We start from the raw sequence: 22,351 nt of genomic DNA on the forward strand, positions 1-22,351 counted from the left end.
ATGACCGGCGCCGCCAACGCACTGTCCATCGACGCACCGGTCTGCCGGTACGTCGAGCTGGACAGCTTCACCGACACCCTGCCCGCGCAGGTCCTGTCGGACGAAGAGCGCGCGCGCGCCGAGAACCTGCGCTTTCCCGTCGACCGCCAGCGCTTCCTGGCGGCCCATGTCGCGCTGCGCCAGGCGCTGTGTGCGTACACGGGTCTGGCGCCCGATGCACTGACGCTGGCCACCGGCGCCTTCGGCAAGCCGTCGCTGGCGGGGCATCCGCGCACCCAGTTCTCGCTGAGCCACAGCCAGGGCCTGGCATTGATCGCCATCGGCGGTCGCGGCCCGCTGGGCGCCGACGTCGAGCTGCTGCGCCCGATGCCGGACGCGGCCGACCTGGCGGCGGCGCATTTCACGCGGCGCGAACAGGAGGCGCTGGCCGCCTTGCCCGCCGACGAACACGACCGCGCCTTCCTGACCTGCTGGACCCGCAAGGAAGCCTGCCTGAAGGCCATCGGCGTGGGCCTGCTGGTGTCGCCGCAGAGTTTCGACGTGGGCCTGGCACCGGACAGCCGCAGCGTCGAGCTGCCGGTGGCCGGCCGCATCCTCGTGCTGGCGCTGGGACCGGCGCCCGCGCGGGCGGACAGCGTGGGCTCGCTCGCCGAATGGCGCCATACCGAAGCCCGCGCCCGGCCCTCGCAGGCCGGCGCCGAAGGCCGCCGCCAGCGCCCACCGAATCCGCGCAAGGGGATGAGCGAGGCGCGATGCGCAGGGGGTGTCGCATGACCCTCTTCACGCCGCTCATGTTCGGACCGGCCTCGCGCCAGGTCTTCGGCGCGTTCCACGCTGCCGACGAGGACCGGGGCGAGCCCACCGCGGTGCTCCTGTGCCCGCCCTTCGGCCAGGAGGGCCTGCGCACCCACCGCTTCTTCAAGGTGCTGGCCGAACGCCTCGCGCGCGCCGGCATCGCCACGCTGCGCTTCGACTTCTACGGCTCCGGCGACTCGCCGGGCGACGAGAGCGAGGGCGAGCTCGACGGCTGGCGCCGCGACCTGTGCGCGGCGCACGAGGAGCTGCGGCGGCACGCACCGCATGCCGCCATCGTGTGGATCGGCGCGCGGCTGGGCGCCACCCTGGCCGTGCTGGCCGCGCGCAACGGGCGCTGCGACCCGGCGCGGCTGGTGCTCTGGGAACCGGTGATCGACGGGCCGGGCTACGCGCGCCTGCTGCGCGAGCGGCACGTCGAGGCGATCGACACGACCTTCTGCATCCCCGACCTGTCCTGGCGCCGCCACCTCGCGCGGGAACCGGACGCGCTGCCCGAGGAGGCGCTGGGCGTGCGTCTGTCGCCGGCGCTGCAGGCGCAGCTGCGCACCCTCACGCCGCAGTCGCTGCCGCTCACGGCCCTGCACGACACCCTGGTGCTGGCCCCGCCCGACGACACGTCCACCGCGCAATGGGCGGCCGAGCAGCAGTCGCGCCACATGCCGGTGCGCCTGGCCTACCTGAGCCATCCGCTGGACTGGACGTCCGACCCCTTTCCCCACAGCGCGATGGTGCCGGCCGATGCGCTCAACCGCCTCCAGGGAGCGATCCATGAATGACATGACGCAGACCCCGGTGTGCTTCGGCCCCGGCAACGCACTGATGGGCATGCTCACCGTGCCCGCGCAGCGCGCGGCGGCGCCTGTCGCCTGCCTGATGTTCAACATGGGCGCGAACCACCGCGTGGGGCCGCGCCGCATCAACGTGAAGCTGGCGCACCTCTTGGCCGCGCGCGGCGTGGGCAGCCTGCGCTTCGACCTGGGCGGCATCGGCGACAGCGAGGCGCTGGACACCGGGCCCGACCTGCAGACGCGCGCGGTGCACAGCCTGCAGGCCGCCATGGACCTCGTGCAGCGCATGCAGGGCATCGGCCAGTTCGCGACCGTGGCCATGTGCTCGGGGGTGGAGCACGCCATGTCGGCCGCCGCGGTGGACGCGCGCATGGTGGCGCTCTCGCTGTTCGACGGCTTTGCCTTCCCGCAGCGGCGCACGCGCTGGGAGCTCACGGTGCGCCGCGCGCTCGCGGCGCCGCTGCACCCGTCGTTCCCCGGCAAGGCGCGGCGCTGGGTGCTGCGCCATCTGCCGGGCAGCACGGTGGGCAAGCCGCTGCCGGGCTACTTCGTGGACCGGCGGCCGCCCAACGTCAACGCGATCTGGTTCGAAGCCACGATGAAGCGGCTGGTCGAACGCGAGGTGGCAGTGCAGCTGCTGTATTCGGGATCGCTGCATGTCTGCGACCGCGACCGCGACCAGCTCGGCGCCCTGCGCCGCGAACCGTTCATGCAGGGCCTGCAGTACGAGTTCATGCGGGACGTGGACCACACCGTCTGCACGGTGAAGGGCCAGCAGCTCTTCCTGCAGTCCGTCGGCGACTGGGTCGTCGAGCACTGTCTGGCCACCGGCAGCCCGCAGCGGCAGGACCGTCCGGCGACAGGCACCCCGCGCGCGATCCCGGCCACGCTCGCCGCGCCCTGAAACAACAACCGAAGCCAAGGAGATTGCCATGACATCCGCAACCCCAGCGAACCCGCGCGGCGAGCGCCTCCTCGCCACCGAGGGCGCCCGCGCCCTTCCCGGTGGCCGCTTCCGGTCGCGCGCCATGGCGCTGCTGCTGTCGCTCGGCTTGTGCGGCTGCGCACCCGGCTTCGGCACGCCGGGCCCGCTGCAGTCGGCCGACGGCACGGCCGGCGGCAGGATCGCGGCCATCACGCCGGAGCTGGTCCGCGCGCAGCTCGCCGGGAACACGGGCATCCCGCCCGACGTGAAGGCGCTGTTCGGCCGGCCCGCGCCCTACACCATCGGGCCGGGGGACGTGGTGGGCATCACCGTCTACAACAACCCCGAGCTGCAGCCCAACCTGGGCGCGGTGATCGCGCAGCAGAGCGACCCGACCGGCGTCACCGTGGCGCCGGGCTTCATCGTCGATGCCGCGGGCGAGATCAGCTTTCCCTACATCGGCCGCACCCGGCTGCAGGGCCTGACGGAAAGCGGTGCGTCCGAGCTGATCGCCAAACGCATCGGCAGCATCATCAAGGCACCGCTGGTGAGCGTGCGCATCCAGTCGTTCCGCAGCCAGCGCGCCTATGTCGAGGGCGAGGTCCGCACGCCGGGGCTGCAGATCTTCACGGACATCCCGATGACGCTGTCCGAGGCGCTCAACCGCGCGGGCAGCATCACCGCCGGGGGCGACCGTTCGCATGTGACGCTCACGCGCGGCGACCGCACGGTGGTCATCGACCTGATGCAGCTCAAGCGCTTCGGCGCCGACGCCAACAACATTCCGCTGCGCAACGGCGACATCGTGTACGTCGGCAGCCGGGACGACAGCCGCATCTACGTGATGGGCGAGATCCTGCGGCCCTCGGCGCTGCTGATGCGCAACGGCCGCATGAGCCTGAACGAGGCCCTCGGCGATGCGGGCGGGCCCGACCTGCTCACGGCCGACCCCGGGCAGATCTACGTGATCCGCAACTCGCCGCAGACGCCCGACACGCCGCAGATCTTCAGCCTGAACGCGAAGAACCCGGCCGCGCTCGCACTGGCCGACCGCTTCGAGCTGCGGCCGCGCGACGTGGTCTATGTCGACCGCGTGCCGCTGGTCTCGTGGAACCGGGTCGCCAACCTGATCCTTCCCGCCGCCCAGGTGATCAACCTCGCGCGCGACACCGCCCGCAGCAGGTAGGCCGCGCAGCCCCGGCCCGAACACGACAAAGAAGGTGAAGCCCATGAATGCGCGTTGGTACCCCCCGCTTCCCGCACCGTACAGCCCGGAACCCGAGCGCCCGCACTCGCGGTTCAAGGAATACGTCGACCTGATGCTGGACAACCGATGGCTGATCGCCTCGGTCACCGCCGCGGTGTTGGTGCTGGGCGCGGGCTACGCGCTCTTCGGGCCGCGCGTGTACGAAGCGAACGTGCTGATCCAGCTCGAGGATGCCGAACGTTCGCCCGGCGGCGCGGGCGATGCCGCGGTCAACGGCGTGGGCGTGAAGACGCCGACCTCGGGCGAGGCCGAGATCCTGAAGTCGCGCATGGTGCTCGGCCAGGCGATCGAGAACACCAAGCTGTTCATCAAGGCCCGCCCGCACTACATCCCGGTCGTGGGCGCGTTCATGGCGCGGCATTCGAAGACGCTGTCCAGGCCGGGCTTCCTCGGCATGCGCGGCTATGTGTCGGGCACCGAGCGGATCGCGGTCGCGCAGATGGACGTGCCGCCGGCCCTCGAGGGCAAGAAGTTCCTGCTGACCACTGGCAAGGACGGCGCCTACACCCTGACGCACCCCGACCTCGACACCCCGCTGCACGGCCGGGTCGGCGAGCCGCAGGACAGCTCGGTGCCGGGCGGCACGGTCCACCTGCTCGTGGCCTCGATCGACGCCCGGCCCGGCGGCGCCTTCGAGCTGACGCGGCATTCCACGCAGCTCACCATGCTCGAGCTGCAGCGCGAGCTGCGCGTGATCGAGAAGGGCAAGCAGTCCAGCGTGATCGACGTGAGCTGGCAGACCGACGATCGCGAGCACCTGGCGAACCTGCTCAACGAGGTGGCGCGCCTGTACATGCGGCAGAACATCGACCAGAAGACCGCGCAGGCCGAGCGCACGCTGAACTTCCTGGGCACCGAGCTGCCCAAGTTCAAGCAGCAGCTGGAACAGTCGGAAGAGGCCTACAACCAGTACCGCAACCAGAACGGAACCATCAGCCTGGACGACGAGGCGCGCAACGCGCTGTCGCAGAACGTCGACCTGCAGGCCAAGCTGCTCGACGCGCGCCAGAAGCGCCTGGACCTGGCGAGCCGCTTCACCAGCCAGCACCCGATGCTGATCACGCTCGACGCGCAGATCGCCTCGTTGCGCAAGGAGCTGGGCGGCGTGGACAACCGCATCCGCCGCATGCCGATGCTGCAGCAGAACTCGCTGCGCATGCAGCGCGACATCAAGGTCAACACCGAGCTCTATTCGTCGCTCCTGAACAGCTCGCTGCAGATGCGCCTGGCCCGCGAAGGCCGCATCGGCAACGTGCGCGTGCTCGACCAGGCGCTGTCGCCCGAGAAGCCGGTGCGGCCCAAGGCGGTGATCGTGATGGCGCTGGCGCTGGTCGTGGGGCTGTTCCTGGGCGCGGTCACGTCGGTGCTTCGCAAGGTGCTCAAGAACACGGTCGCCACCCCCGACGAGATCGAGATGCGCACCGGCCTGAACGTCTACAGCACGATCGCACTCAGCACGCGGCAGGGCGCGCTCGACCGCGCCATCCGCCAGGGCCGGCCCGGGGTGAAGCTGCTGGCGGCCTCGCACCCGGACGACCCGGCGCTCGAAGGCGTGCGCAGGCTGCGCACCGCGCTGGGCTTCCTGATGGCGGGCGCGCAGAACAACCGCATCCTGCTGACCAGCGCCACGCCGGGCGCGGGCAAGACCTTCCTGTCGGCGAACTTCTCGGCCGTGCTGGCGGCCTCCGGCAGGCGCGTGCTGCTGATCGACGCCGACATGCGCCGCGGCAAGCTGGCGAGCCAGTTCGGGCTCAAGGCGACCACCGGCCTGTCGGAGCTGATCGCCGGCACCGCCACGCTCGCGCAGGCGGTGCATGCGCAGGTGCTGCCGCACCTGGACGTGATCACCACCGGCAAGCTGCCGCTCGATCCGGCCACGATGATGGGTTCCACTGCGTTCACGCGCCTGCTGGAGACCCTCTCGGCGCTGTACGACGCCGTGGTCATCGATGCACCGCCGATCCTGCTGGCGACCGAGACCGTGGCGATGTCACCGGACGTGGGCACCCTGATGCTCGTGGCCCGCGCCGGCGACAGCGAGCTGGGCGACCTGGTGGAGAGTGCCAAGCGGCTGGCGCACGTGGGCGCGGCGTTCCACGGCGTGGTGCTCAACGCGCAGGACGCGCGGCAACGCCACAACGCCTACGGCTACGACTACGGGCCCTACGGCCTGCCGCCGAACATCTATCCGCCCGCGCTGGGGCACACCCCCCGCGCCGAACCGGAGCGCGCGACATCATGAGCACGCACCTTTCACGCACGCCGCACCGCACCGCCGCGCGCCCCGTGCCGGTGGGCGGCTCGCGGCTCCTGCAGGCCGCCAAGCGCGCCATGGACATCCTCCTGGCGGGCGCCTTCTTCCTGTTCCTGGGTTGGGCCTACGCGCTGATCGCCCTCGGCGTGCTGCTGACCTCGGGCGGCCCGGCCATCTACGTGCAGCCGCGCTACGGCAGGGACGGCCGGATCTTCCGCTTCTACAAGTTCCGCACCATGGCGCCCGACGCCGATGCCCTGCTGGCCCGCCACCTGCGCGAGAACGACGCGGCGCGGCGCGAATGGGAGAAGTTCCAGAAGCTCGAGCACGACCCGCGGATCACCCGCTTCGGCGCCTTCCTGCGCCGCTACAGCATCGACGAATTTCCGCAGTTCTGGAACGTGCTCAAGGGCGACATGAGCATGGTCGGCCCGCGCCCCTGCATGTTTGCCCAGAAGGAGCTCTACGGCCCGTACTGGGCGTACTACTGCGCGGTGCGCCCGGGCATCACGGGCCTGTGGCAGATCAGCGGACGCAACGAGGTGAGCTACCGCCGCCGCGCCGCCATGGACGCCGAGTACGTCGCCACGCTGTCGCTGCTGCGCGACGTGGTGATCCTGCTGAAAACCTTCCGCGTCGTGCTCGGGGCGCGCGGTTCGCGCTGAGACCCGAAGCCCCCTCTTCCTTCACTGAAAGAACGCCATGCGAATCTATGTTGCAGGTCATCGCGGAATGGTCGGCCAGACGCTCACGAGGCGCCTGGGCGAACTCGGCCACGAGGTCGTGACGCGCAGCCACGCCGAGCTCGACCTGCTCGACCAGGCCGCCGTCGCGCGCTTCTTCGCGACCGAGCGCGTCGACCAGGTCTACGTGGCGGCAGCCAAGGTCGGCGGCATCCACGCCAACATGACCTACCCCGCGCAGTTCATCTACGAGAACCTGCTGATCGCGGCCAACCTCACGCACCAGGCCTTTCTCGCCGGCGTCAAGCGGCTGCTGTTCCTCGGCTCGAGTTGCATCTACCCGCGCCTGGCCGAACAGCCGATCCGCGAGGAGGCCCTGCTCACCGGCAAGCTCGAGCCCACCAACGAGCCCTACGCGATCGCCAAGATCGCGGGCATCAAGCTGTGCGAGAGCTACAACCGGCAGTACGGCGCCACGCACGGCGTCGACTTCCGCAGCGTGATGCCGAGCAACCTCTACGGCCCCGGCGACAACTACCACCTGGAGAACAGCCACGTGGTGCCGGCGCTGATCCAGCGCTTTCACCTGGCCAAGATCAGCCGCACGCCGAGCGTGCTGATCTGGGGCAGCGGCCGGGCACGGCGCGAGTTCCTCTACGTGGACGACATGGTCGAAGGCTGCCTGGACGTGATGAACCTGTCGCGCGCCGCCTACGACCAGCACACCGATCCGATGCGCGGCCACATCAACCTCGGCACGGGCGAGGACGTCTCGATCGCCGAGCTGGTGGAGCACATCCGCGAGGTGGTGGGCTACGAGGGCAGCATCCACTACGACCTGGCCCAGCCCGACGGCGCACCGCGAAAGCTGCTGGACGTGTCGCGCGCGGCCAGCTTCGGGTGGCACGCCACCGTGCCGCTGGCCGAAGGGCTGCGCCGCACCTATGCGGACTACCAGGCGGCGCGCCGGACCGCCGCCGAGGCCGAGCACGCCTGAAGCAGAAACGGACCTCGCCATGAGAACCCTCGTCTTCTGGTCCGGCATCGTCTGCGCCGCACTGTGCGGGCTGATCGATCCTGTCTGGGGCTACGGGGTGGTGTTCGTGCTGACGGTGGTGCAGCTGTCGATGCTGGGCACCGCTGGCAACAGCGTGTTCCTGCTGATCCACTACACGGCGGTTCTCATCTACTTCTCGCTGGCGCCGGCGATGCAGATTGCGGCCGACACCGACTTCTGGGAGGTCGGCATCGTCGGGCAGGCCGCGCACACGCAGGCGTTGATGCTCGTGCTGCTGTACATGGCCGGCGTGGAAGCCGCACGGCTGGGCCTGCCCGAGCCGCCCGCCACGCCCCGGCCGGCGCAGCGCGCGCTCAGTGCCGGCGTCGCCCACCCCTTCCTGCTGCTGGCCTGCCTGGAGGTGGCGTTCGCCATGCTCTTCCTGCGCCCCGACATGAACTTCACGGCGCGCGGCGTGATTTCCGAAGAGGAGGCCGCGCCGGTCCAGTACATCGTCTATTCCACGCTGCCCAAGCTCATGGTGCTGCTGTGCTGCGTGGCGCTCGCGATCCACGCCACGCGCCAGCGCACGCTGTGGGCCTGGTGCGTCGCGGGCCTCGCGTTCGCACTGGCCGCCATCGCCGCGAACCCGGTCAACACGGCGCGCCAGGTCATCCTGATCGGGCTGCTTCCGCTGCTCATCCATGCCCTGGGGCGGCGCCACCGGTGGACGCTCGCCGCCGTGATCTTCGGCGCCATCGCGGGCCTGGGGCCGGTGCTGAACCTGATTTCGCGGGACGCCATGTGGGGCGCGGAGCTGGCGTCGTACCCCTTCAGCCAGGACTTCGACGCGATGTTCGTCGTCGCGGGCATCCTGGAGCGTGCGCCCTCGCCCGATCTGGGCTACGGGCGCTACCTGCTCTCGGCCTTCTCCTTCATCCTGCCGCGCGAACTGAAGATGTTCCCGGGCTACGACCCGCTCGGCTGGCCGGCCGTGCTGGGCAACTTCTCCCAGAGCAACCTGTCGCTGCCGCCCTTCACCACCGCCTACTTCGACTTCGGGCTGGCGGGCCCAGCCCTGCTGGGCTTCGCGGTCTCGGCGCTCTTTCGCCTCGTCGACAAGGCTGTCGACCCGCAACGCACGCTGACGGCCGGCTACCTGTGCGCGCTGGTGCTGCTGGCGGCCTACGTGCCGTTCCTGCGCGGGCCGATCCTGGGCTGGGGACCGTTCGCCGTCTCGGGGCTGGTCGCGGCCGTCGTCGCCGGCAGCCTCGCGGCGTGGTTCCGCAGGCCGGCCCCCCGCCCGGCGCGCGCCAGCCTGCCGACCGCATGAGAACGCACGCACGCAGGAGCGACCATGGCCACCTACCTCTTCTACGACACGATCCGGCTCAACGCGTCGGCGGGTGGGGTGCTGAACGTGTCCGAGGTGCTGCTCGAGAGCATGCGCGACGCGCCGGGCCACGAGGTGCAGCCGATCAGCGAGCGCCATCCGCACCTGTACGCGGCCGCACGGCGGCTGAAGATCAGCCGCTTCATCCTCGACACGCTGCTCTACAACGTCCACCTGGTGCGCGGGTGGCTGCGCGGGGAGCGCGTGTACTCGCTGTTCCCGAACTACTTCCTGCCGTTCTCGCTGCTGGCGCCCTTCGGCCGCCATCGGGATTCGATCGTGGTGGTGCACGACGTGCAGTACAAGTCGTACCCGCAGTACTTCAGCGCGCGCAAGCGCCTCTGGCTCGACTGGAACCTGCACCGCGTCGCGCGCAGCGCCGCCGACGTGGTCTTCATCAGCCGCAGCAGCCAGGAAGACTTCGAGCGGCACTTCAGGCGCTGCGAGCACCCGGCGGTGATCTTCAATCCCGTGGATGCGGGTGCCGTCACCGCGAACGCCGACCACACGGCAGCGCCTGACGGACGCTACCTGATCGCGGCCTACCACTACTACCCGCACAAGAACTTCGAGGGCATCCTGAAGCTGTTCGTGCGCATGAAGCGCCAGGGCCTGGTCGACTACCTCGACATCACCGGCAACGGCGCCAAGGAGGTCGAACGCATGATCTCGGCCATGGCGCCCGCGTTCCGCGGCTGCGTGCGGCACCGGGGGCTGGTATCGCGGGAAGAACTCCTGCGGCTGTACCGGGGCGCGACGGCCTTCATCTCGCTGTCCACCTTCGAGGGCTTCAACCTGTCGGCCGCCGAGGCGGCCACGCTGGGCGTGCCGCTGCTGCTCTCGGACCTTCCGGTGCACCGGGAGCTCTTCGCGGGCTACGCGTTCTTCATCGGCAACGAATTCGTCGGCCTCGGCGGCATCGAGCGCTACCTGGCCGCGCACCAGCGCACGCGCCCCGCATGGTCGCTCTCGCGGGCCTGCACGCCGGGCGCGGTGGCGGCGAGTTACCTCAGGCTGAAGCGCGGTGACGCGTCGCTGGCGAGGGCCACGCCATGACGAACCGCGCACGCTCCCTGCTTCGCGCGCTCGCGGTGCTGGCGCTCGGGCTGGCCGCGTGGGTGCGGCCGGCCGTCGCAGCACTTCCCGAAACGCAGGGCGTCCCTGGCTTCGGCGTGATGGTGCATTACCTGCCCGACAAGCAGTCCATCGCCGGCATCGGCCGCTTCGACGTCGACGCCTTCGCCGCTTCGCTCGCGGAGATGCGCGCCAGCCATCTCATCCTCACGCTCGGGCAGAACAACGGCCAGTTCATCGCACCGAATGCCGCCCTCGAAGCACTGTGCCCGCGCAGCGCCGCGCACCGTTCGCCGCGCGACCTGCCGATGGAGATCGGCCGCGCGCTGCGGCGCCACGGCATCGCGCTGATCCTCTACCTGCCCTTCCGCGCGCCGCAAGGGGATGCCTACCTGATGGAATGCCTGGGCGATGTCTCCGAGCAGCAGCCACCGCCGACGCGCTTCATCGCCGCCTGGTCGGCGGTGATCGACAGCTGGTCGCAGCACTACGGCCCACTCGCCACGGGCTGGTGGTTCGACGGCGTCTACAACACGACGGGCATGACGACGCGCGACTGGGACCGGTTCTGCGCGGCCGCGCGCAACGGCGCACCCACCCGGTGGCTGGCCTTCAATGCCGGCGAGGGGGCGGCGCGCTTCAGCCTCAAGAGCGCGCCGTGCCAGAACCTCATGGCAGGCGAGTACCTGCAGCCCGCCGCACGCCTGGCCTCGCCGCCCTCCGAACTCCGGCTGCACGTGCTGACGCCGCTGGGCGCTTCCTGGGCCCAGCCGAGCGCGCCGCGCTTCTCGGCCGCGCAACTGCGTGGCTGGATCGGCGATGCGAACGCCCGGGGCGGAATGCTCACGCTCGACATGCCGCTGGACGCCGACTTTCACTTTCTTCCCGCCCACGTCGCGCTGGTGCGCAGCGCCACCGCGCCGCGGCCCTGACCCGTACCAACCCGCTTGCCCGACCATGGACCACGCCCTCCCCTTCATCGTTGCGGAAGACCGCCAGAACACGGCCCTGCGCCTGTGCTGCGAATCCGCGGCCATGGCGCAGGAGCAGCTCGTCGTCCTGTCGGACACCGACGCCGGACCGGCATACGAACGCTTCTGCCAGGCCTACGTGCACCTGTCGAGCAACACGCCGGCGTTCGAGAAGATCTGCTTCCGGCGCTACTTCCTCCTGGCGAACCATCTCGCAGCGCACCCCGACTGCCGTGCCTTCGTGCTGATCGACAGCGACGTGCTGCTGTTTCAAGGCGTCGGCGCGCACATTGCACGCCTGGTGGGCAAGGCCGACTTCTCCGGCTCCAGCATCCTGCCCACGGACGGCTGGAACCCCTGCCAGATCTCGCCGCACGTGAGCTACTGGACGGCGGCCGGCCTGCAGGACTTCGTCGCCTGCCTCATCCGTATGTACAGCACGCCCGCCGGCCTGCACCAGCTGCGCGAGATCGCCGAGCGCTTCGCGGCCCGCAGCGTGCGCGGCGGGGTGTCCGACATGACGCTGCTGTACCTGTGGGCGCAGGCCAGCGGCAACACGGTGCCGATCAATCGGGTGTTCGACGGCCAGGTGATCGACCACAACGTCAACGGCGGCACCAACCACTTCGTGCGCGAGTTCCGCGTGCGCGGCGGCGCCAAGCGCCTGGCCTTCGTCGACGGCCAGCCTTGCCTGCAGACGCCGGCGGGCGAGACGGTGCGCGTGCTCGCGCTGCACTTCCAGGGCGCCGCCAAGCTGGCGATGCAGCCCGCTCTGCATCGCCGCGTGTACGCCGTTGCGGTGCTGACCTGGGCACTGCAGATGGCACGCCGGGCCAAGAACAACGCGCACCGGATCGCCTCGCGCGCGCGCCGCATGGCCGACACCCTGGGCGTCGCGCAGGCGCCAACGCCGAAGCACCCCGCGGACGGGAGCACGCCATGAAGCCCGCCGCCGGCACCTCGTTCGCCCTGCCCGGCATCCGCTTGGCACAGCGCCTGGGACTGGGGGCGCTCGCGTCGCGGCTGTATGTGTACCTGTCGGGTTTCCTGGCGATCTTCCTGATCGCGGCGCAGGTGGCGCCCGCGCGCTTCGGCGAGTACTCCGTCTACCAGTCGGTGCTCGAAGTGGCGCTGGTCGTGGGCACGCTGGGCAGTTCGCTGCTGTTCTCGCGCAATGCCGCAAGCGTGCCGCCCCGGGTGACGCGCGGCGACCTGCTGCGCACGCTGGCGATCGGGCTGCCGCTGGCCGCGCTGCTCGCGGCCGGCGTCGTGGGGGCGCAGCGCCTGCCGGTGGCCGGCGCGCCCTTCATGCTGATCCTGCTGTCGCTCGCGGTCTTCGCCTTCAACAGCCTGCGCCTGTCGTACAGCCGGGGCCTGGGCCATGCGGGCCTGCTCAACCTGGAGTCGGGCGTGCGCGCGACCGTGCTGGTGCTGGGCGTGGCGACGCTCGCTGCGCTCGGCCTGGAGATCGGCGTGGCGCACCTGCTCGCCATCAATCTGCTGGCCTTGGTGCTCGTGGGCGCGGCCATCTTCCTGCCGGCGAACGGCGCAGCGCCGCCGGCCGGGCCGCCCGTGCTGGCGCTCGCGTCGCAGGCCAGCGCCACGGTGTATGCGCTGCTGACCTTCCTGCTGCGCAAGTCGGACCTGCTGCTGGTGGCGCTCTTCATGCCGCTGGGCTACGTGGGCGCGTTCAAGCTGGCCTTCCTTCTCGCGGAGGCGCCCTCGCAGTTCGTGCAGGCCTTTCTCGTCACGAAGACGCCGGCGATGCTGGACGCCAACGCGGGCAACCTGACGATCGAGAAGCTGCGGCTGGCGCGGCATTCGTTCCTGCTCGGCTGCGTGCTCTTCGTGGGGCTGGCGGGGCTGATGGCGGTGGCCGCGCCACTGCTGAAGCTCGGCCCCGAGGCGCGCGACATCTTCGTGTGCATCGCGCCGTACTTCCTGCTGAGGACCTACACGGTCCACCACGAAACGATGCTCGCGCTGAACGCCACGATGGGCTCGCTCGGGTGGTGGACGCTGCTGGAGTTCTCGCTGCGGCTGGCCTCGTATGGCGTCGTGATCTCGCTCTTTCCCGACAAGCCGCACTACGTCTTCTTCATCGCCTTCGTCACCGACTTCGTGCTGTACGAGCTGCGCATGCGCGCGCTGTTCGGCTTCTTTCCGATCGTGCGCCTCCTGCGCCCGGCCCTGGGGAGCTCGCCGTGAAGATCCTGCTGTACTCGATGAACTTCGCGCCCGAGCTGGCCGGCATCGGCAAGTACTCGGGCGAGATGGCCGACTGGCTGCAGGCCCGAGGCCACGACGTGCGCGTGATCGCGGCGCCGCCCTTCTTCCCGCACTGGGCGGTGTTCGAGGGCCATTCGGCCTGGGCCTATCGCAAGACCACCGGGCGCAACGGCCTCACGGTCTGGCGCGCGCCCACCTGGGTGCCTTCGCAACCGCGTGCGCTGGCGCGCGTGGCGCACCTGTGCTCGTTCATGCTGTCGAGCATGCCGCTGCTGCTGGCGCAGGCGCGCTGGAAGCCCGATCTTGTGTTCGTCGTGGAGCCGCCGCTTTTCTGCGCGCCCGCGGTGCTGTGCTTCGCGAAGCTGCTCGGCATCAGGTCGTGGCTGCACATCCAGGACTTCGAAGTCGATGCGGCGTTCGGCCTGGGCCTCGTGCGCGGCGCGGGCATGCGGCGTGTCGCGCTGTCGCTCGAGCGATGGTTGCTGGCGAGGTTCGACCGCGTGTCGACCATTTCGGCAGCCATGGTCGACAAGGCCAGGAGCAAGGGCATCGGCGAAGGCCGGCTGGTTCTCTTTCCGAACTGGGTGGACGTGTCGGCGATCCGCCCCGCTCCCCGCGCGGCCGATGGCTACAGAGCCGAGTTGGGCATTGCGCCCGATGCCGTGGTCGTGCTCTATGCGGGCAGCCTGGGCGCCAAGCAGGGCATCGAATTGCTGGCCGAGGCCGCGGGCCTGCTGGCCGACCGGCGGAACATTCACTTCGTCATCTGCGGCAACGGCCCGAGCCGCGGCCCGCTGATGTCGGCCTGCGCCGGCCTGGACCGCGTGCACTTTCTCGACCTGCAGCCCGCCGAACGGCTCAACGAATTGCTGGGCATGGCCGACATCCACGTGCTGCCGCAGCGCGCCGATGCCGCCGACCTCGTGATGCCCTCGAAGCTGGCCGGCATGTTCGCGAGCGGCAAGGCCGTGATCGCCACGGCGCACCCCGGCACCGAACTCGCCCGCGTGGTCGCGGACCGTGGCTTCGTGGTGCCCCCGGGCGATGCGGCCGTGCTGGCCGACGCGATCGCGCAGCTCGCGTGCTCGCCGGGCCTGCGCCAAGCGCTCGGTGCGGCGGGCCGCGCGTTCGCGCTGGCGGAGCTCGACCAGGACGCCATCCTGTCGCGCCTCGAACAAGCGCTGCTTCGCTGCGTGGCAGACCGAGGCACGGCCACGCCATCCCCACTGCGCGAGTCCCAACCATGACCCACTCAAAGATTCTGGTGACGGGTGGCGCCGGCTTCGTCGGAAGCCACGCCTGCGTGGCGTTGATCGCGGCCGGCTACCTGCCGGTGGTGCTGGACACGCTGGTCAACAGCGACCCGCGTTCGCTGGAGCGCGTGGCACGCATCTGCGGTGTGCAGCCGCAGCTGGTGCGCGGCGACGTGCGCGACGCGGCGGTGCTCGACCGCGTGTTCGCCGAGCACGGGGTCGACGCGGTGCTGCATCTCGCGGGGCTGAAGGCGGTCAGCCGCTCGGTGAGCGACCCGCTCGGCTACTACGACGTCAACGTGGCGGGCAGCCTCGCGCTGGCGCGTGCCATGGAGCGTGCCGGCGTGCGCACGCTGATCTTCTCGTCCTCGGCCACGGTCTACGGCGACATCCCGCGCTCGCCGATACGGGAGAGCGCGTCGTACGCGGCCGTCAACCCCTACGGGCGCTCCAAGGTGATGGTGGAGCGCATGCTCGCGGACCTCGCCCGCTCCGATCTGCGCTGGGGCATCGCATGCCTGCGTTTCTTCAACCCCATCGGCGCGCACGAGAGCGGCCTGCTCGGCGAACACCCGCAGGGACCGCCCGACAACCTGGTGCCGTATGTCTCGCAGGTCGCGGTGGGCGAGCGCGGGCACGTCGTCGTGCACGGCAACGACTACGAGACGCACGACGGCACCGGTGTGCGCGACTACGTGCACGTGATGGACGTGGCCGAAGGCCATGTGGCGGCCCTGCGGTACGCGACGCTGCATCGGGGCCTGCTCACGGTGAACCTGGGCACGGGGCACGGCGCGTCGGTGCTCGACGTGATCGCGGCCTTCGAACGCGCATGCGGGCGCCGCATTGCGGTGCACATCGGTCCGCGCCGTCCCGGCGATGCCCCGGCCTACTGGGCGGACGTGCAGCACGCCCAGGACCGGCTCGGCTGGCGCGCACAGCGCAGCCTGGACCAGATGTGCGCCGACAGCTGGCGCTGGCAGCTGGCGAACCCGCGCGGCTTCGACGAACCGATGCCGGGCTTCCCGGTCCGCGCCGCCGACGGCGCCGCACCGACCGCCGTCACTCACTCACTTCAACCGGGGCAAGAACATGGCTGAAAACACGCTCACACCCTCTGGCGACCCCACCCCCGCCGTGATGGCGCCGCGCCGCCCGGGCCCGTCCGCCCCCGTGTGCGCGCCCGCCGCGAGGCTGTGGCCGGACTTCATGACGGGCCAGGAAAAATCGCCGGTGCGCGTGCTGCTCATCGACGACGACGAGTACATGCGCCGGGTGATCGCCCAGGAGTTGCTGTCGGACCTGCGCATCCAGCTCGAAGGCCAGGCCGACAGCATCCGCGAGGGGCGCAAGCTCTTGGCCACGCATGCGTTCGACGTGCTGATGGTCGACCTGCGGCTCAGCGACGGCATGGGCTTCGAGCTGATCGCCGAGGCGCGCCGCCACCATGGCAACGGCGAGATCATCGTGATCTCCGCGCTCGAGGACGATGCCCACGTGCTGCGCGCCTTCGAACTGGGCGCCACGGGCTACCTGCTGAAGAACGCCTGGCTGCAGAGCTTTGCCGATGCGGTGCTGCACGTGGTGAACGGCGGCGCCGTCATCACGCCGCGGCTCGCGCGGCGCCTGCTGCACCGCCTGAACCACCAGCCCCGCGAGCCGCAGCCCGCCGACGACGCGTCGCCGCCGCGCGACACGACGCTGACACCGCGCGAGAGCCAGGTCCTTCGCCACGTGGCGTCGGGCTACGTCTCGGCGGAGATCGGCGCCAAGCTCGGCATCACCGGCCAGACGGTCAACGTGCACATCAAGAGCATCTACAAGAAGCTGCATGTGCATTCGCGCGCCCAGGCGGTGAACCTCGCCGTTCACACGGGCCTGATCTGAGCGGCACGCCCTCGAAGCGATCCGGTTCGTCACCCACTGCACACACAAAGGCTGGTCACCATGAACACCCCCACCATTCATCCCGTGGTCCTGTGCGGCGGCAGCGGCACGCGGTTGTGGCCGCTGTCGCGCAAGGCCTTTCCCAAGCAGTTCGCACCGATCGTGGGCAACAAGAGCCTGCTGCACCTCACGCTCGAACGGCTCGCGACCCTGAACCGGACGATCACCTGCGTCGCGTCGGAAGAGCATCGCTTCCTGGTGCGCGAGGCGATCGAGAACGCGCACGCGCAGGGCCGCCAGATCCTCGAGCCCGTGCCCCGCAACACGGCCGCCGCGATGGCCGCGGCGGCCCTGCTGGCCGAGCCCGACGACCTGCTGCTCTTTGCGCCTGCGGACCACCACATTCCCGACGTGGCGCTGTTCGAGGCCACGATGCGCAGCGGCGTCGAAGCAGCCCTGGCAGGCAAGATCGTCACCTTCGGCATCGCGCCCAGCTTTCCGAGCACGGCCTACGGGTACATCGAGGCGGCCGGGGCCACGGGCCATGGCCCCAGCCACGCGGTGGCGCGCTTCGTCGAGAAGCCGACGGCAGCGGTGGCGCAAACGCTGATCCTGCAGGGCAACTACTGCTGGAACGCGGGCATCTTCCTGGTCCAGGCGCGCACGCTGGTCGCGGCCCTGCGCACGCATGCGCCCGACATCCTCGCCACCTGCGAACGCGCGACCGCCGCGGTGTCGGTCGACGGCAGCTTCGTGCGGCTGGACCGCGAAACCTTCGAAGGCTGCCGCAGCGACAGCATCGACTACGCGGTGCTCGAAAAGCACGCCGACGTCGCGGTGGTGCGCTTCGAGGGCGCATGGAGCGACGTGGGCAGCTGGAACGCCGTGGCCCAGCTGCACCCGGCCGACGAGGCGGGCAACCGCGTGAGCGGCGCGGGCAGCGTGCTGAACTCGCGCAACACCTTCGTCCATGCGCCGCACCGGCCCGTGGTGGCGCTCGGCACCGAGGACCTGATCATCGTGGACACGCCGGACGCGGTGCTGGTCGCGGGCGCGGACTGCGCCGAACAGGTGGCCGAGGTGGTGCGCCTGCTGGCGCGCGAGGGCACGGTCGAGGCCACCGAGCATCGCCGCGTGGTGCGGCCCTGGGGCGCCTACGACAGCATCGACACGGGTGAGCGCTTCCAGGTGAAGCACCTGACCGTCAAGCCCGGCGGCAAGCTGTCGCTGCAGATGCACCACCACCGCGCCGAGCACTGGATCGTCGTCAAGGGCACGGCCAAGGCCACGCGCGGCGGCGAAGTGCTGCTGGTGCGGGAGAACGAGTCGATCTACCTGCCCTCGGGCACCATCCACCGGCTGGAGAACCCCGGCAAGACGATGCTGGAAGTGATCGAGGTGCAGACCGGCAGCTACCTCGGCGAAGACGACATCGTGCGCTTCGACGACACCTACGGCCGCTGCCCCGCGGCCGAGAAGCGCGAGGCGCTCGCGTTGCAAGCGGCCCTGCAGCCCACGGCTGAACGTGGCGTCGATGCGCCGGCCTGACCCGTCCCTTCCCTTCCTCTCACCTCATTGAAGCCATGAAAAAACGTGCTGTCGTCACTGGCATTACCGGACAGGACGGGGCGTACCTGGCCGAGCTGCTGCTGGGCAAGGGCTACACCGTCTACGGAACCTTCCGCCGAACCAGTTCGGTGAACTTCTGGCGCATCGAGTCGCTCGGCATCCAGGACCATCCGGAGCTTCATCTCGTGGAGTACGACCTGACGGACCTGGGCAGTTCGATCACGCTCATTCGCGATGCGCAGCCCGACGAGGTCTACAACCTGGCGGCGCAGAGCTACGTGGGCGCGAGCTTCAACCAGCCTGAAGCCACCACGAACATCAACGGACTGGGCACCCTCCACCTGCTCGACGCGATCCGCCTGACGGACCGCGGCATCAGGTACTACCAGGCCTCGACGTCGGAGATGTTCGGCAACGTCCAGGCCATTCCGCAGAAGGAAGACACGCCCTTCTATCCCCGCAGCCCGTACGGCGTCTCCAAGCTCTTCGCCCACTGGATGACGATGAACTACCGCGAGAGCTACGGGCTCTTCGCTTGCTGCGGCATCCTTTTCAACCACGAGAGCCCGTTGCGCGGCCGCGAATTCGTGACACGCAAGGTCACCGACGCGGCGGCCAAGATCCGGCTCGGCAAGCTCGATGTGCTCACGCTGGGCAACATGGATGCCAAGCGCGACTGGGGCTATGCGAAGGAATACGTCGATGGCATGTGGCGCATGCTGCAGGCCGACAAGCCGGACAACTATGTGCTCGCCACCAACCGCACGGAAACCGTGCGGGATTTCGTCGACATGGCGTTCAGGGCCGCGGGCTATGAGCTCCGGTTCGAAGGGACGGCGCAGGAAGAGGTCGCCATCGACCGCGAGAGCGGCAAGGTCCTCGTGAGGATCGATCCGAAGTTCTATCGCCCGGCGGAGGTGGAACTGCTCATCGGCGATGCGTCGCATGCCAGGAAGACGCTGGGCTGGGAGCCCCGGACGACGCTGGAGGAGCTGTGCGCGATGATGGTGGAGGCCGATCTGCGGCGCAACCGCGAAGGCCGGTCGTTCTGAGTGCAGAAGGCCCGTCCTGAATCGCACCAGGATTTGCGCGGGACCAACAAAAACGGCACCCGAAGGTGCCGCCTGAAACGAAAACGGCACCTGATGGTGCCGTCTGTCGTAGGTCTGAAATGGTGGGCGGTGGAGGCTTCGAACCTCCGACCCCAGCAGTGTGAATGCTGTGCTCTACCCCTGAGCTAACCGCCCTGAGACACTGCTTTTGAGTTCAGTGTCTTGAACACGTATCGCGTTGTGCGAAGCCTCAGATTATGCCATAGCTTTTCAGCTGTTTTGGCGAAATAAAGTTTTTCCGCCGCTGGATTTGTCGAGTTGCGACAACACGGCCTCGTGCGCGCTGAGTTCGTGCTCGGCCGCCGCGATCACCGGCAGCTCGAACTGGCTCAGGTCGATGGCCACGACGGTGGTGCCCTGCGCGGGTTCGTTCGAGGCCACGTCGATCAGCAGGGCGTCCTGCCCGCGCGTGAGGTTGATGTAGACGTCGGCGAGCAGCTGCGCGTCGAGCTTGGCGCCGTGGAAGGTGCGGTTCGAGCGGTCGACACCGAAGCGGTCGCACAGCGCGTCGAGCGAATTGCGCTTGCCCGGGTAGACCAGCTTGGCCATGGCCAGCGTGTCGGTCACTTCGCTCACGAAGGTCTTGAGCGGCGGCAGGCCGGCGCGCTCGAATTCCTTGTTGAGAAAGCCGACGTCGAAGGCCGCGTTGTGGATGATCAGCTCGGCGTCGCGCAGGTACTCGATGATGTCCTTGCCCAGCGTGGCGAACTTCGGCTTGTCGCGCAGGAAGTCGGTGGTCAGGCCGTGGACCTTGAGCGCGTCCTCGTGGCTCTCGCGCTCCGGGTTGAAGTAGATGTGCAAGTCGTTGCCGGTGAGCTTGCGCGCGAACAGCTCCACGCAGCCCAGCTCGATGATGCGGTCGCCGTTCTCCGCAGAGAGCCCGGTGGTTTCCGTATCGAGAACGATCTGGCGCGACATCAGTGGTTTTCCTTGGCGTGGTTGATCGAGTACTTCGGAATCTCGATCGTCACATTCTCCTGCGCCAGGATCGACTGGCAACTCAGGCGCGATTGCGGCTCCAGGCCCCAGGCGCGGTCGAGCAAATCTTCTTCGCCCTCTTCCGCCTCGTTCAGCGAGTCGAAGCCCGCGCGCACGATCACGTGGCAGGTGGTGCAGGCGCAGCTCATCTCGCAGGCGTGCTCGATGTTGATGTCGTGGTCGAGCAGGGCCTCGCAGATCGAGGTGCCGGCGGGCGCGGTGATCTCGGCGCCTTGCGGGCAGTACTCGGGATGCGGGTAGATCTTGATCGTGGGCATGAAATGGTTCTGTCTACAGGGATTCGACCTTGCGGCCGGCGAGCGCGCGTGCAATGCCCGCGTTCATGCGCTGGGCGGCGAAGGCTTCGGTGTCGTTGGCCAGCGCCTTCGTGGCGGCTTCGATCGCGGCGGCTTCGTTGCTGCTCTTGGCGGTTTCGCGCAGCCGCGCCATCGAGGCGTCGATGGCGGCGCGTTCTTCGGCGCTCAGCAGGTCACCGTCGGCATCGAGCGCGCTCTGCGTGGCCAGCAGCATGCGGTCGGCATCGACGCGCGATTCCACCAGCGCACGGGCCTGCATGTCCTGCTGGGCGGTGGAGAAGCTCTCCTGCAGCATGGTCGCGATCTGGTCGTCCGACAGGCCGTACGACGGCTTGACCGCCACGCTGGCCTCGACGCCGCTGCCCTGCTCCTTGGCGCTCACACTCAGCAGGCCGTCGGCGTCGACGGTGAAGGTCACGCGGATGCGCGCCGCGCCGGCCGCCATCGGCGGGATGCCGCGCAGCGTGAAGCGCGCGAGGCTGCGGCAGTCGGACACGAGGTCGCGCTCGCCCTGCACCACATGCAGCGCCAGCGCCGTCTGGCCGTCCTGGTAGGTCGTGAAGTCCTGCGCCATCGCGGTGGGGATGGTCTGGTTGCGCGGCACGATGCGCTCGACCAGGCCGCCCATGGTCTCGATGCCGAGCGACAGCGGGATCACGTCGAGCAGCAGCAGTTCACCCGCGCCGTTGTTGCCGGCCAGCTGGTTGGCCTGGATCGCGGCGCCAAGCGCCACGACCTCGTCGGGGTTCAGGTTGATCAGTGGTTCGCGGCCGAAATAGGCGGCCACCGCGCTGCGGATCTGCGGCATGCGCGTGGAGCCGCCGACGAGCACGATGCCCTGCAGGTCTTCGGGCTTGAGCTTCGCGTCGCGCAGCGCCTTGCGCACGGCCGCGAGGGTGCGGTCGGTGAGCGCCTGCGTGGCGGCAAAGAAATGCGCGCGCGTCAGCGTGAATTCGGCCTTGCCGCCCGCCAGCGCGGCGCTGAAGAGGGTCGACTCGGCATCGGTCAGTGCCTCCTTGGCGGCACGCGCGGCCACGAGCAGCGCGGCGCGGTCGTTGTCGCTGCCGGCCTGACGGCCGGTCTGCGCAAGCACGAAGTCGGCGATGGCATGGTCGTAGTCGTCGCCGCCCAGGGCCGAGTCGCCGCCCGTGGCGATCACTTCGAACACGCCCTGCGTGAGCCGCAGGATCGAGATGTCGAAGGTGCCGCCGCCCAGGTCGTAGACCGCGTAGACGCCCTCGCTGGCGTTGTCCAGGCCGTAGGCAATGGCAGCGGCGGTCGGCTCGCTGATCAGGCGCAGCACGTTCAGGCCTGCCAGCTGTGCGGCGTCTTTGGTCGCCTGGCGCTGGCCTTCGTCGAAGTACGCCGGCACGGTGATGACGGCACCGTAGAGCTCGTCGTCGAAGGTGTCTTCGGCGCGGTAGCGCAGCGTGGCCAGGATCTCGGCGCTGATCTCGACGGGCGACTTCTCGCCGGCCGAGGTCTGCACCTTGACCATGCCGCCGTCGTCACCGCCGATGCGGTACGACATGGCATCGCGGTTCGCGATGTCGGCCAGGCCGCGGCCCATGAGCCGCTTGACCGAGGTGATGGTGTTGGCGGGGTCCTGCGCGCGTGCAGCCACGGCGTCGAAGCCGATCTGGCGGCGGTCGCCGTCGAGGTAGCGCACGGCCGAGGGCAGCAGCACGCGGCCCTGGTCGTCGGGCAGGCACTCGGCCACGCCGTTGCGCACCGAGGCCACCAGCGAGTGCGTGGTGCCCAGGTCGATGCCCACGGCGATACGGCGCTGGTGCGGGTCGGGCGCCTGGCCGGGTTCGGAAATCTGAAGAAGAGCCATA

At 69.6% G+C, this 22,351-nt stretch carries 20 protein-coding genes and 1 tRNA gene; 17 read left to right on the plus strand and 4 right to left on the minus strand.

Annotation, left to right across the window (positions count from 1 at the left end; translation table 11 throughout):
• The 17 genes from AC3WQR_RS16965 to gmd are packed head-to-tail and all read left to right on the plus strand — an operon-like array spanning position 1 to position 19,158.
• Positions 1–774 (plus strand): 4'-phosphopantetheinyl transferase family protein, encoded by a 774-nt coding sequence (locus tag AC3WQR_RS16965; RefSeq protein ID WP_492742905.1) that lies wholly within the window; start codon positions 1–3, stop codon positions 772–774.
• On the plus strand, positions 771–1,592 hold the full coding sequence (locus AC3WQR_RS16970; protein ID WP_492742907.1) for a serine aminopeptidase domain-containing protein: 822 nt from the start codon (positions 771–773) through the stop codon (positions 1,590–1,592). The genes AC3WQR_RS16965 and AC3WQR_RS16970 overlap by 4 nt, the downstream gene beginning before the upstream one ends.
• Complete coding sequence (locus tag AC3WQR_RS16975) at positions 1,585–2,508, plus strand: hypothetical protein (RefSeq protein WP_492742909.1); 924 nt, start codon at positions 1,585–1,587, stop codon at positions 2,506–2,508. Before AC3WQR_RS16970 ends, AC3WQR_RS16975 begins: the two co-directional genes overlap by 8 nt.
• A gap of 28 nt (positions 2,509–2,536) precedes the next feature.
• Entirely contained in the window at positions 2,537–3,715 is a 1,179-nt protein-coding gene (locus AC3WQR_RS16980; protein WP_062473261.1) for a polysaccharide biosynthesis/export family protein, read from the plus strand.
• Positions 3,716–3,758: 43 nt separating this feature from the next.
• Positions 3,759–6,038 carry a polysaccharide biosynthesis tyrosine autokinase gene (locus AC3WQR_RS16985; RefSeq protein WP_492742910.1) on the plus strand — a complete coding sequence of 760 codons (2,280 nt, stop codon included), beginning with the start codon at positions 3,759–3,761 and terminating at the stop codon, positions 6,036–6,038.
• Entirely contained in the window at positions 6,035–6,715 is a 681-nt protein-coding gene (locus tag AC3WQR_RS16990; RefSeq protein ID WP_159276456.1) for a sugar transferase, read from the plus strand. Before AC3WQR_RS16985 ends, AC3WQR_RS16990 begins: the two co-directional genes overlap by 4 nt.
• 37 nt (positions 6,716–6,752) lie before the next feature.
• On the plus strand, positions 6,753–7,730 hold the full coding sequence (locus tag AC3WQR_RS16995; protein WP_492742911.1) for a GDP-L-fucose synthase family protein: 978 nt from the start codon (positions 6,753–6,755) through the stop codon (positions 7,728–7,730).
• 19 nt (positions 7,731–7,749) lie between these two features.
• Positions 7,750–9,063: a hypothetical protein gene (locus AC3WQR_RS17000; protein ID WP_492742913.1), complete on the plus strand. Its 1,314-nt coding sequence runs from the start codon at positions 7,750–7,752 to the stop codon at positions 9,061–9,063.
• Positions 9,064–9,087: 24 nt separating this feature from the next.
• Complete coding sequence (locus AC3WQR_RS17005) at positions 9,088–10,179, plus strand: glycosyltransferase (RefSeq protein WP_492742914.1); 1,092 nt, start codon at positions 9,088–9,090, stop codon at positions 10,177–10,179.
• Positions 10,176–11,129: a hypothetical protein gene (locus tag AC3WQR_RS17010; RefSeq protein WP_492742916.1), complete on the plus strand. Its 954-nt coding sequence runs from the start codon at positions 10,176–10,178 to the stop codon at positions 11,127–11,129. The genes AC3WQR_RS17005 and AC3WQR_RS17010 overlap by 4 nt, the downstream gene beginning before the upstream one ends.
• 25 nt (positions 11,130–11,154) lie before the next feature.
• The gene (locus AC3WQR_RS17015) at positions 11,155–12,111 is read left to right on the plus strand and encodes a hypothetical protein (protein WP_492742918.1); all 957 of its coding nucleotides are present in this window, start codon (positions 11,155–11,157) and stop codon (positions 12,109–12,111) included.
• A complete protein-coding gene (locus tag AC3WQR_RS17020; protein ID WP_492742920.1) occupies positions 12,108–13,376 on the plus strand; it encodes a polysaccharide biosynthesis protein in 1,269 nt (422 codons plus the stop codon). The genes AC3WQR_RS17015 and AC3WQR_RS17020 overlap by 4 nt, the downstream gene beginning before the upstream one ends.
• Positions 13,373–14,644 (plus strand): glycosyltransferase WbuB, encoded by a 1,272-nt coding sequence (locus tag AC3WQR_RS17025; protein WP_492742922.1) that lies wholly within the window; start codon positions 13,373–13,375, stop codon positions 14,642–14,644. The genes AC3WQR_RS17020 and AC3WQR_RS17025 overlap by 4 nt, the downstream gene beginning before the upstream one ends.
• Complete coding sequence (galE, locus tag AC3WQR_RS17030) at positions 14,641–15,750, plus strand: UDP-glucose 4-epimerase GalE (protein WP_492742924.1); 1,110 nt, start codon at positions 14,641–14,643, stop codon at positions 15,748–15,750. Before AC3WQR_RS17025 ends, galE begins: the two co-directional genes overlap by 4 nt.
• A 40-nt stretch (positions 15,751–15,790) precedes the next feature.
• Positions 15,791–16,537 (plus strand): LuxR C-terminal-related transcriptional regulator, encoded by a 747-nt coding sequence (locus tag AC3WQR_RS17035; protein WP_070061303.1) that lies wholly within the window; start codon positions 15,791–15,793, stop codon positions 16,535–16,537.
• A 60-nt stretch (positions 16,538–16,597) separates the two neighbouring features.
• Positions 16,598–18,085, plus strand: coding sequence for a mannose-1-phosphate guanylyltransferase/mannose-6-phosphate isomerase (locus tag AC3WQR_RS17040; protein ID WP_492742925.1), 1,488 nt, complete (start codon positions 16,598–16,600; stop codon positions 18,083–18,085).
• Between the two features lie 35 nt (positions 18,086–18,120).
• Positions 18,121–19,158, plus strand: coding sequence for a GDP-mannose 4,6-dehydratase (gene gmd / locus AC3WQR_RS17045; RefSeq protein ID WP_159271506.1), 1,038 nt, complete (start codon positions 18,121–18,123; stop codon positions 19,156–19,158).
• Between the two features lie 120 nt (positions 19,159–19,278).
• Here the strand turns inward: gmd and AC3WQR_RS17050 are convergent.
• The 4 genes from AC3WQR_RS17050 to hscA all read right to left on the minus strand — a co-directional run bounded on the left by AC3WQR_RS17050 (position 19,279) and on the right by hscA (position 22,350).
• Positions 19,279–19,353, minus strand: a tRNA-Val gene (locus tag AC3WQR_RS17050).
• 75 nt (positions 19,354–19,428) lie between these two features.
• The gene (gene dnaQ, locus AC3WQR_RS17055) at positions 19,429–20,136 is read right to left on the minus strand and encodes a DNA polymerase III subunit epsilon (protein WP_095745690.1); all 708 of its coding nucleotides are present in this window, start codon (positions 20,134–20,136) and stop codon (positions 19,429–19,431) included.
• Complete coding sequence (gene fdx / locus AC3WQR_RS17060) at positions 20,136–20,474, minus strand: ISC system 2Fe-2S type ferredoxin (RefSeq protein WP_070061051.1); 339 nt, start codon at positions 20,472–20,474, stop codon at positions 20,136–20,138. The genes dnaQ and fdx overlap by 1 nt, the downstream gene beginning before the upstream one ends.
• Before the next feature lie 13 nt (positions 20,475–20,487).
• Positions 20,488–22,350 (minus strand): Fe-S protein assembly chaperone HscA, encoded by a 1,863-nt coding sequence (gene hscA / locus AC3WQR_RS17065; protein WP_492742927.1) that lies wholly within the window; start codon positions 22,348–22,350, stop codon positions 20,488–20,490.
• Position 22,351: the final 1 nt, after the last annotated feature.

The sequence above is a fragment of the Variovorax sp. FW305-3-2-15-B-LB1 genome, assembly GCF_058787635.1.